Raw genomic sequence first — 353 nt, forward strand, 5'->3', positions numbered from 1 at the left:
GACGGCGGATGCGTTATTTCACAGCACATATAAGGGCATCAGTTTATTTGAGGTCGCCCGGGCGGAATTAATGTCAAAATGCGCTGTACAGGAGCACTGGTTAAATGCCCCGGATTATGGTTCATCTCCCCGGGCATTATTTGATAAATTATTTGTCACGGATAATGAAGATTTACGTCTGAATATCGCTTCGGCCAGGTACTGGACGGAATACTGGTTTACCCTGCTGTCATCAAAAACCTTTGACGCCGTTTTCATTTTTTCAGGGGCACTGACCTATGCCGCGGCCCTCATGGAAGTCATGAAAGGTTTCCCGGGCAGGGTGTATGTTTTTGAGTCCTTCTTCACCGGCA

The 353-nt window shown here is 47.6% G+C and carries 1 pseudogene; it reads left to right on the forward strand.

Annotated features, from left to right (window positions below):
• Window positions 1–70 precede the first annotated feature (70 nt).
• Window positions 71–353, forward strand: a pseudogene (locus ACU8YC_RS28585) (hypothetical protein); the annotation flags it as partial.

It is taken from the genome of Citrobacter sp. VF227 (genome assembly GCF_052950715.1).